The organism is Alloalcanivorax sp., assembly GCF_964221125.1.
Lineage (GTDB): Bacteria > Pseudomonadota > Gammaproteobacteria > Pseudomonadales > Alcanivoracaceae > Alloalcanivorax > Alloalcanivorax venustensis.
The window spans coordinates 1-9377 of the sequence record NZ_CAXPXK010000087.1 but is presented as its reverse complement, the minus strand read 5'-3'; the positions used below and the strand labels follow the sequence as shown (position 1 = coordinate 9377).

General features: G+C 62.6%; 10 protein-coding genes. 2 read left to right on the top strand and 8 right to left on the bottom strand.

The window, feature by feature from the left end; translation table 11 throughout:
• The 5 genes from ACEQZD_RS10690 to pilB all read right to left on the bottom strand — a co-directional run.
• Window positions 1-140, bottom strand: a 140-nt coding sequence (locus tag ACEQZD_RS10690; protein WP_370185377.1) for a DNA gyrase inhibitor YacG, incomplete at its 3' end; no start/stop codon positions are given.
• A complete protein-coding gene (gene coaE / locus ACEQZD_RS10685) occupies window positions 130-732 on the bottom strand; it encodes a dephospho-CoA kinase (RefSeq protein ID WP_142948054.1) in 603 nt (200 codons plus the stop codon). The genes coaE and ACEQZD_RS10690, both read right to left, overlap by 11 nt.
• A gap of 122 nt (window positions 733-854) precedes the next feature.
• Window positions 855-1739, bottom strand: coding sequence for an A24 family peptidase (locus ACEQZD_RS10680; RefSeq protein ID WP_370185375.1), 885 nt, complete (start codon window positions 1737-1739; stop codon window positions 855-857).
• A gap of 2 nt (window positions 1740-1741) precedes the next feature.
• On the bottom strand, window positions 1742-2965 hold the full coding sequence (locus tag ACEQZD_RS10675; RefSeq protein WP_370185373.1) for a type II secretion system F family protein: 1224 nt from the start codon (window positions 2963-2965) through the stop codon (window positions 1742-1744).
• Window positions 2966-3000: 35 nt separating this feature from the next.
• The gene (gene pilB / locus ACEQZD_RS10670) at window positions 3001-4722 is read right to left on the bottom strand and encodes a type IV-A pilus assembly ATPase PilB (protein WP_370185372.1); all 1722 of its coding nucleotides are present in this window, start codon (window positions 4720-4722) and stop codon (window positions 3001-3003) included.
• A gap of 320 nt (window positions 4723-5042) precedes the next feature.
• Between pilB and ACEQZD_RS10665 the strand changes: the two genes are divergently transcribed.
• Complete coding sequence (locus ACEQZD_RS10665; RefSeq protein ID WP_370185370.1) at window positions 5043-5525, top strand: pilin; 483 nt, start codon at window positions 5043-5045, stop codon at window positions 5523-5525.
• Between the two features lie 117 nt (window positions 5526-5642).
• On the opposite strand, the gene ACEQZD_RS10660 is transcribed toward ACEQZD_RS10665, so the two are convergent.
• From ACEQZD_RS10660 to ACEQZD_RS10650, 3 genes are all read right to left on the bottom strand, one after another.
• Window positions 5643-6002 carry a glycine zipper family protein gene (locus ACEQZD_RS10660; RefSeq protein ID WP_370185368.1) on the bottom strand — a complete coding sequence of 120 codons (360 nt, stop codon included), beginning with the start codon at window positions 6000-6002 and terminating at the stop codon, window positions 5643-5645.
• 93 nt (window positions 6003-6095) lie between these two features.
• Complete coding sequence (gene nadC / locus ACEQZD_RS10655) at window positions 6096-6941, bottom strand: carboxylating nicotinate-nucleotide diphosphorylase (RefSeq protein ID WP_370185366.1); 846 nt, start codon at window positions 6939-6941, stop codon at window positions 6096-6098.
• Window positions 6934-8268, bottom strand: coding sequence for an alanine/glycine:cation symporter family protein (locus ACEQZD_RS10650; protein ID WP_370185364.1), 1335 nt, complete (start codon window positions 8266-8268; stop codon window positions 6934-6936). Before ACEQZD_RS10650 ends, nadC begins: the two co-directional genes overlap by 8 nt.
• 229 nt (window positions 8269-8497) lie before the next feature.
• Between ACEQZD_RS10650 and ACEQZD_RS10645 the strand changes: the two genes are divergently transcribed.
• A partial coding sequence (locus ACEQZD_RS10645; RefSeq protein WP_370185362.1) for a DUF1631 family protein occupies window positions 8498-9377 on the top strand: 880 nt, incomplete at its 3' end.

Genomic DNA, 9377 nt, shown 5'->3' with positions numbered 1-9377 from the left:
CGCTCCGACGCCCAGTCGCCCAGGTCGATCAGCTTGCAGCGCTCCGAGCAGAACGGCCGCCAGGGGTTATCGTCCCAGCGTGAGGGTTTCCGGCATTGCGGGCAGGGGTAAATACGGGTGGGCTGTTCGTTATCCGCCATGTCGTTGCGCGAGTTCCAAATACGTTTCATGTAAGGCGTCGAGCCGCTCATGCAGGTGCCGCAGCGGGCCGTGGTTCTCCACCACGTCGTGGGCCGCCGCCAGGCGGCGCTCGCGGTCCATCTGGGCGCGCATGATCGCCTGCACCTGCGCCTCGGGCACGGTGTCCCGCGCCACGGTGCGCGCCACCTGAACCTCCGGCGGCACGTCGATCACCAGGATACGGTGCACCATCTCTTTCTGGCTACCCTCGAGCAGCAGCGGCGACACCAGCACCGTATAGGGCGAATCGCTGGTGTGGATTTGCCGGTAGAGCTCACGACCGATGGCCGGATGGGTGATCGCCTCCAGATCGCGGCGCGCCTGCTCGTCGCTGAACACGATATCGCGCAGCGCGCGGCGGTCCAGGCTGCCGTCGTCCTGCAGCACCGCGCCGAACCGGTCGACAATGGCGTCCAGCGCCGGTTCGCCCGGCGCCACCACCGCCCGCGACGCCAGGTCCGCATCGACAATGGTCACACCGCGCCGCGCCAGATGATCCGTGGCCGCGGTCTTGCCGCTGCCGATACCGCCGGTCAGGCCGACAACAAACATAGGGACTCCGCAATCTGAGCGTGTTTGTGGGTGCGGGCCTTGTGGGAGCGGGCCCAGCCCGCGAAAGGCCGGCAAAGCCGGCCGGCAGGATACCAGAGAAGCGCGTTCGGTGGGATTGACCGCTACCCGAGGTTAAACAGCCCCAGGTAGGAGCTCACAATCGCCTCACCCCAGAGCAACGCAATCCACCCGGCGATCGCCAGATAGGGCCCGAACGGAATCCCCTGATCCCGCTTCACACTGCCGCTGGCCATCATCGACACCGCGAACACCAGGCCCACCACGGAGGAGAGCAGCACCACCACCGGCAGATACTGCCAGCCCAGCCAGGCGCCCAGGGCGGCGAGCAGCTTGAAGTCGCCGTAGCCCATGCCCTCCTTGCCGGTGAGCAGCTTGAACACCCAGTACAGGCTCCACAGCGCCAGATAGCCGGCCATGGCCCCGATCACCGCGTCGGACAGGCTCACCGGCGAGATGCCCAGCACCGCCGCCAGTAGGCCCGCCCACAGCAGCGGATAGGTAAGATCGTCCGGCAACAGGGTGGTATCCAGATCAATCACCGCCAGGGCCAGCAGCGTAAAGCTGCCGTACAGCATGAAGATCAACCAGGGATCGTAGCCGAAGCGCCAGGCGCACAGGCCCGCCACCAGGGCGGTAAGCAGCTCGATGATCGGATAACGCTTGCTGATCGCCGCCTTACAGCCGCTGCAGCGGCCCTTCAGCAGCGCCCAGCTCACCACCGGCACGTTCTCGTACCAGCGGATGCGGTGGTTGCAGTGCGGGCAGTGGGAGCCGGGCGTTACCAGGTTGAAGATGGGCGGGGTCTCTTCCCCTTTGGGCGGGGGCTGCTCCAGCAACTCGCGCGCCTCCTGACGCCAGGTGGCCTCCATCATCTTGGGAATACGGTGAATCACCACATTCAGGAAGCTGCCCACCAGCAGGCCGAACAGCACGCAAACCAGGATCAGGGCGGCCGGGTTGGCCGCCAGGTAGTCGAGAAGCAGCACCGTTAAACCACCGCGCCGAGCTGGAAGATGGGCAAGTACATCGCGATGATCAAGCCGCCGATTAACACGCCAAGGATGGCCATGATGAGTGGTTCGAGCATGCTGGTCAGGCCGTCGACCAAATTATCCACTTCGTCTTCGTAGTAGGTGGCTACCTTAGCGAGCATGGCATCAAGTGCGCCAGATTCTTCACCGATGGCCGTCATCTGCAATGCCATCGCCGGGAAGACACCGGTGGAGCGCATGGCGAATTGAAGCTGCTGACCGGTCGCTACGTCTTCTTTAACCTGAAGTACTGCTTTGCGATAAACCACGTTACCGGTGGCCCCAGCACAGGCATCAAGCGCTTCAATCAGGGGCACACCGGCAGCAAACGTCGTGGATAACGTGCGAGCAAAGCGTGCGACTGTGGCTTTATGAGTGATCGGCCCGACCACTGGAATACGAAGTAATGCTCTGTCCACAGCATCACGAAAACCTTGCGATCGCTTACGAGCCTCGGTGAAGCCAATGATTAGAGCTACACCGATCAGTAAGATCATTAGAAAATTGGATTGCAGTCCTTCCGAAAGTCCTATAACAAACTGTGTGAAGGCTGGCAGCTCTGCTCCAAATCCCTCAAATAATTCCTGGAAAGTAGGGACTACCTTTACGAGAAGAATGCCGGTGACGACAACTGCTACGCAAACCACCGCGATGGGATATTTCACCGCTTTCTTGATCTTCTGCTTCAACGCCTCGGTTTTCTCTTTGTACAGCGCCACTCGATCCAGCATGGTTTCAAGGGACCCGGAGGCTTCGCCGGATTCAATCAGACTGCAGTATAGGTCGTCGAACAAGCGTGGATGCTGACGCAGCGCCCCGGCGAAATTGTTACCGCTCTCGACGTCTGTTTTCAGTTTCAGTACCACGTCACGCATGGATGGGTTTTCCAGACCATCGGATACGATCTCAAAAGCTTGCACTAGTGGTACGCCGGCTTTCATCATAGTCGCCATTTGGCGAGTGAAGAGGGCAATGTCCATGGGCTTGACTTTCTTTTTGCCGCCCAGGTTGATCTCTCTTTTCTTCACCACCTTTTTGGCCTGAATGCCCTGCTTGCGCAGCTCGGCGCGCACCAGTGCGGGGCCTTTGCCGGTAATTTCCCCTTTGACCCGGCTGCCTTTGCGGTCGATGCCTTCATAGGTGAAGGTAGCCGGTTTTTGTGCTGTCGCTGTTTTTGCCATAGTCGAAACCCTGACCTACCGAAACCTATAATAGTTTAGTGCCCGCTAGTCACGCGGCTCACCTCTTCGAGACTGGTGACGCCGTGCATAACCTTGATCAGGCCGGAACGGTACAGATCGTTGAACCCCTCTTTGCGGCACTGGTCGGCGATCTGGATGGAATTGCCTTCCTCCATAATGATGCGCGCAATGCCGTCGGTGATGCGGACTACCTCGTAAACCCCCACGCGCCCCTTGTAGCCGCCTTTGCACTTCTCGCAGCCTTTGCCGCTGGGGCCGTACACAGTAAACCCGGATTGAATGTCCTCGTCCGTGAAACCCATCTCAACCAGCGATTGCCTGGGTACATCCACCGGCTCCTTGCAGTGCTCGCACAGCCGCCGGGCCAGCCGCTGGGCGATAATCAGAATCACCGAGGTGGCGATGTTGAACGAGGGCACGCCCATATTGCGCAGCCGGGTCAGCGTCTCCGGGGCGCTGTTGGTGTGCAACGTCGACAGTACCAAGTGACCGGTCTGCGCCGCCTTTACGGCGATTTCGGCGGTCTCCAGATCCCGGATTTCCCCCACCAGAATGATATCCGGGTCCTGGCGCAGGAAGGCACGTAGGGCGGTGGAGAACTCCATGCCCTGCTTGGGGTTCACATTGACCTGATTGACCCCTTCCAGGTTGATCTCCACCGGATCCTCCGCCGTGGAGATATTGCGTTCCGGCGTATTGAGGATGTTCACGCCGGTATAGAGCGATACCGTCTTGCCCGAGCCGGTAGGGCCGGTGACCAGAATCATGCCCTGGGGCTTGCTCAGGGCATCCATATACATCTTCTTCTGGTCTTCTTCGTAACCCAGGTGATCGATGCCCATCTTGGCGCTTTCCGCGTCCAGGATCCGCAGCACGATCTTCTCGCCGTAGAGGGTAGGGCAGGTGTTGACCCGGAAATCGATGGCCCGGGTCTTGGAAATCTTAAGCTTGATCCGGCCGTCCTGCGGTACCCGGCGCTCGGAAATGTCCATGCGCGCCATCACTTTGAGGCGGGCGGCCAGCTTGCTGGCGGTGGTGATTGGTGGCTTGGCCACCGTCTCCAGAATGCCATCTTGACGAAACCGCACCCGGTAGGTCTTTTCATAGGGCTCGAAGTGCAGATCCGAGGCGCCTCCCTTGATGGCATCCAGCAGCAATTTGTTGACGAAGCGCACGATGGGCGCGTCATCGGAGCCCGCAGCCGCGTCTTCCGCTCCTGAAGCATCGGCGTCGGCACTGGCTGTTTCCAGGTTGTCCAGATCATCATCCAGATTGTCGAACGCCTTGCCGTCCTGCTCGGACTCAAGCTGATCAATCCAACGCCGCAGCTTGTCGTCCTCGGCAATCACCGTTTCTACATTCAGGCCGGTGTTAAAGCGGATCTCTTCCAGGGCCGGCAAGTTGGTAGGATCGGACACCGCCACGAACAACCGGCTGCCACGCCGCAGCAGCGGCAGAATGGTGTGTTTGGTGATTAGCTTGGGGTCGACGATGTCCTTGACCATCATCTCTTTAGAGAAGGTGTTCAGATCAATCAGGGGATCGCCGAACTCCTCCGCAGCGGAACGTGCCACCACGGCGGCGCTAACATGGCCGCCCGCCACCAAATGGTGAACCAAAGCGACCCTCGCCTGCCGCGCTTCGGCGGCGGCGGTCTGTGCCGCTTCCATGGAAAGGTGGCCTTCCTTTACAAGACGGCGGGCCAGGCCGCTTAAAGACGCTGCGGAACTATTCATAAGAAGTGATCATGGTTATTTATACTTACCCCCGAAGCAGATTGGCAGCCTTCCTTGCGACTGTAAAGAGCCTGCGATCAAGGGGTTGGCTCCATTAGTTGCATTGCCACCTTAACTGACGGATTTGGTCATAAAGGGTCACAAAGGGTGACGCTCTTTGTCAGCGCCTGACAAAAAACGGCAGCGGTTTGGTGGGGAAAGTGACCTCCAGAGCCGCAAACCCGGCGCGTGAAAGTTGGCCCAATAGCTGCATAGTCACAGCGCAGGCGCTCGCCTCGGGGGTGAGCACATAATAAAGTTTCGACTCTGGAGATTCCGAAATGAAACAAGTGCAGAAGGGTTTTACGCTTATCGAACTGATGATCGTAGTAGCGATCATCGGTATTCTGGCGGCCGTGGCGATTCCTGCTTACCAGGATTACACGATTCGGTCTCAGGTCTCTGAAGGTCTTAGCTTAGCTGCTGGAGCTAAAACTGCCATTACTGAAAGCTATCTGAACACTGGTACCGTACCGGCAGACCGCACAGCAGCAGGAATGTCTGCAACGGCAACCGATACTCAGGGCCAATACGTTAGTAGTCTTGATGTAGCCAACGGCGAGATCACCGTCACCTACGGCAACAATGTTAACGATACAATTGATACTGAAACTTTGGTGTTGACCCCGTATGAGTCCGCAGATGGTTCTCTTGCATGGCAATGTAGCAGTGTTTCTGCTGGCCCGGCTCCTACTGGCACAGCACTCAACGGTCCTACCGCTGGTACCTTGCCAGCTCAGTATGCTCCTGCCCAATGCAGATAACCTGATAGCTGGATAAGAAGCTATCTTTAGAAAAGAGCGCCTTCCTTGAGGGCGCTCTTTTGCTGTTTCTTGATGAAGAGTTCAGCTTAGCGCTGTCACCAATAGCCGAAACGACATTCAATTCAAAACCCGATAACCCCGCCCCCGCATACAGTTCTTAACCACCTGGCTTTTCTCCTGCTCCGCGTCCCCGGCTTTGCCGGCCGCACCGATCACGGCGCCGCCGCCGGCCATGCGTCCGGCGGTGCCGGAGTTGCCGAAGATGGCGCCCAGGATGCCGCCGATGATGGCACCGCCGGCGGCGCCTTCGGCGGCGTCGCGGCCGGTGCTGACTTCGTCGGCGATGGCGCGGCAGTCGGTGAGGTCTTGCTGGTACTGGGCTTCGTCGATGCCTTGCTTGTCCACCACCACGCGCTTGGACGAGGCGCATGCGGTGGTAAGCAGGGCGGCGAGGGTGATCAGGGCGATGCGGTGCATGGTGCCTCCTTGCCGGGTTGGCCGGTGCTTCAGTGCGTTGGACCTTTTATAGCACGGCTTGGTTCGGAAGGTGACGGGGCCGCGAGGCGGCCCTTAGCCGAGCCGCAGCGACAGGTCGATGGCCTGCACGTGCTTGGTGAGCGCGCCGGCGGAGAGGAACAGGTCGCGGGCGCCGGGCAGGTTTTTGACGTCGTCCAGGGTGCGGTTGCCGGAGACTTCCAGGGCGCTCTGGCCGGCCAGGTCGAGGGCGGTTTCCAGCATTTCCGGGGTGAAGTTATCCAGCATGATCTGGTCCGGGGCGAGGGCGGCGGCTTCGCGCAGCTCGTCCAGGTTTTCCACCTCGATGATGATCTTCTTGCCGGGGCCCTGTTCGCGGGCGGCGCGGATGGCGGCGGTGATGGAGCCGCAGGCGGTGATGTGGTTTTCCTTGATCAGGAAGGCGTCGTAGAGGCCCACCCGGTGGTTCTGGCAGCCGCCGCAGAGCACCGCGTATTTCTGCGCGGCGCGCAGGCCGGGCAGGGTTTTGCGGGTGTCGAGCACGGTCACGCGGGTGCCGGCCACGGCGTCGGCGTAGCGGCGCGCGGTGGTGGCGGTGGCCATCATGGTCTGCAGGAAGTTCAGGGCGGTGCGTTCGCCGGTGAGGATGCGCCGGGTGTTGCCGGTGAGCGTGCAAAACACGTCGCCGGCGGCCAGCCGGTCGCCGTCCTTGGCGTGCCATTCCAGGCTCACGCCGCCGAGCTGGCGGAACACTTCCTCGGCCCAGGCGGTGCCGCACAGCACCGCGTCCTCGCGGGTGAGGATGGTGGCGGTGGCGGTGTCGTCCGCGGCGATCAGGCCGGCGGTGAGGTCGCCGTCGCCCAGGTCTTCTTCCAGGGCGAAGGCGACCGCGCGGGTCAGGTGGTCGCCGACGTAGTGGGGCAGGGTGCTGTCTTTATCCATTCGTTTTGAAGAACTCGTTGCTCAGACGGACCACCACCGGCGCCAGCAGCAGCAGCGCGATCAGGTTGGGCACCGCCATTAGAATATTCATGATGTCCGCCAGGGCCCACACCAGGTCCAGCCCGACGATGGCGCCCACCGGCACCACCAGCACCCAGACTATCCGGAAGGGCAGCAGGGCTTTGTCGCCGAACAGGTACTGGGTGCAGCGCTCGCTGTAGAGGCTCCAGCCCAGCAGGGTGGTGAAGGCGAACACCGCCAGGCCGCAGGCCACCACCGCGTTGCCGAGGGTGCCGAAGGTGCTGGAAAACGCCAGCGCGGAGAGCGGCGCGCCTTCCTCGCCGCTGGTCCAGGCACCGGTGGCGACGATGGCCAAACCGGTGACGGAGCATACCACGATGGTGTCGATAAAGGTGCCGAGCATGGCGATGCTGCCCTGGCGGGCGGGGTGGTCGGTGTGCGCGGAAGCGTGGGCGATGGGCGCGCTGCCCAGGCCCGCTTCGTTGGAGAAGATACCGCGCGCCATGCCGAAGCGGATCGCCTCTTTCACGGCGGCGCCGGCGAAGCCCCCGGCGGCGGCGGTGCCGGTGAAGGCGTCGTTGAAGCACAGGGCGATGGCGGCGGGCAGGGCGCTGGCGTGGTCGGCCAGCACGAACAGGCCGGCCAGCAGGTAGGTGAGCGCCATGAACGGCACGATAAAGGTGGCCACCCGGGCGATGCGCTTCATGCCGCCCAGCACCACCAGGCCCACCAGCACCGCCAGGGTCAGGCCGGTGGCCCAGGTGGGCACGCCGAAGCTGTCGTTGAGGCCGTGGGCCACGGAGTTGGCCTGCACGGTGTTGCCGATACCGAAGCCGGCGGCCATGCCGAACACCGCGAACAGCAGCGCCAGCCAGGCCCAGTTCTCGCCCAGCCCCTTGCGGATGTAGTACATCGGGCCGCCCACGTACTGGCCGAGGCTGTCTTTTTCCCGGTAGTGCACGGCGAGCACCGCCTCGGCGTATTTGGTGGCCATGCCCACCAGGGCGATCAGCCACATCCACACCAGCGCGCCGGGGCCGCCGGAGTGGATCGCGGTGGCCACACCGACGATGTTGCCGGTACCGATGGTGGCCGACAGCGAGGTGGCCAGCGCCGCGCCGGCGCCGATGGTGCCCACCCCGGTGGCCGGCGCCACGATCTGGCGGAAGCCGAAGCCCAGCCGGCGGATCGGCAGGAACGTCAGGCGGATGGTCAGGTAGATGCCGGTGCCGGCGATCAGGATCAGCGCCGGCCAGCCCCACAGCAGGCCGCTGATCTGTTTTAGGAGGTCAACAAATTCGGTCATGCCCTTCACGCCCCGTCAACCGTAAAATAGCCAGAGTAGGGAAATTGACCGGTGAGGGGAAGCGGTTCAGATTGAGTCCGATCGCGGTTCTTTGTACGGTGTTACCAGATATTCCCCGAATCGCGGATTGGTTCAAACTTCTCGGCACAGGGCGGTGCTAAGGTACTCTTCGTACGGAAATTCGTAGTGGGCTTCGTAGTTCACGTTTGTCGCCGCCAAGGTGTGTGCCATGTCCAAAGTTACCCGCCTCAAGCCGCTGGAAGGCGGTAAAGGCCGCGCGCTGAGCCTGCCCAGGCCGCTTGAGCGCGTGCGTGACCGCATTACCGAGCGCGCCGGCGGACTGCTGGCGGACATGCTCGACGGCGCCGACGACACCCTGTTCGATCTGGCCGAGAAAGAGACCGACAGCGAGCGCGACCGCTACTTCGATGCCATGCGCGAGCTGCGCCTGCAGCGCGGCGCCCTGGAGACCGGCTTCCGGCAGGCGCTGGGCAATCTGTTCCAGGACAGCGCCCGCACCCCGGACGACCGGGAGCGCGCCACCGGCAAGGTGGCGGTGGAAGATCTGGCGTTGGTCAAACACGAAGAGCTGGAAACCACTGTCGCCCTGGACAACCTGGCCCGCCGCGCCCGCAAGGGCCACGACGAGGCCCTGCGCGCCTTCCAGCACCGCCTCGAGTACCTGTTCGAAAGCAAGGTCGACGTCACCGAACGGAACAACCCCCTGGAGCCGCGCAACCTGGCGGCGTGTTTCTCCGCCTGCCTGGAGCGGCTGTCCCTGGATATCCGCGCCCGCCTGATCGTGCTCAAACTGTTCGAGCGGGTGGTGATGGACGAAGCCGGCGCCATGGTCGACGAGGCCAACCAAGTGCTGGCCGACGCCGGCGTGCTGCCGGATATGAAAACCGTGCCCGTGCCCCGGGGCCGCCCGGCCGGCGAGGGCGGCGCGGGCGCCGGCACCTCCGGCTCGGGCGTTTCGGCGGCCCCGGAACAATCCCGCGCCGCCGGCGGTGCGCCCTCGGCCGGTGATGCCCCCGCGGCCGCGCCGCCGGCGGACAACGCCCTGTTCGGGCTGCTTCAGGAATTGCTCACCACCCTGCGCGGGCTGG

Bases quoted from the DNA above. Each gene is read 5' to 3' on its own strand.
- ACEQZD_RS10665 (WP_370185370.1), top strand. From the start codon at position 5,043: ATGAAACAAGTGCAGAAGGGTTTTACGCTTATCGAACTGATGATCGTA.
- ACEQZD_RS10650 (WP_370185364.1), bottom strand. From the start codon at position 8,268: ATGACCGAATTTGTTGACCTCCTAAAACAGATCAGCGGCCTGCTGTGG.
- pilB (WP_370185372.1), bottom strand. From the start codon at position 4,722: ATGAATAGTTCCGCAGCGTCTTTAAGCGGCCTGGCCCGCCGTCTTGTA.
- coaE (WP_142948054.1), bottom strand. From the start codon at position 732: ATGTTTGTTGTCGGCCTGACCGGCGGTATCGGCAGCGGCAAGACCGCG.
- nadC (WP_370185366.1), bottom strand. From the start codon at position 6,941: ATGGATAAAGACAGCACCCTGCCCCACTACGTCGGCGACCACCTGACC.
- ACEQZD_RS10675 (WP_370185373.1), bottom strand. From the start codon at position 2,965: ATGGCAAAAACAGCGACAGCACAAAAACCGGCTACCTTCACCTATGAA.
- ACEQZD_RS10660 (WP_370185368.1), bottom strand. From the start codon at position 6,002: ATGCACCGCATCGCCCTGATCACCCTCGCCGCCCTGCTTACCACCGCA.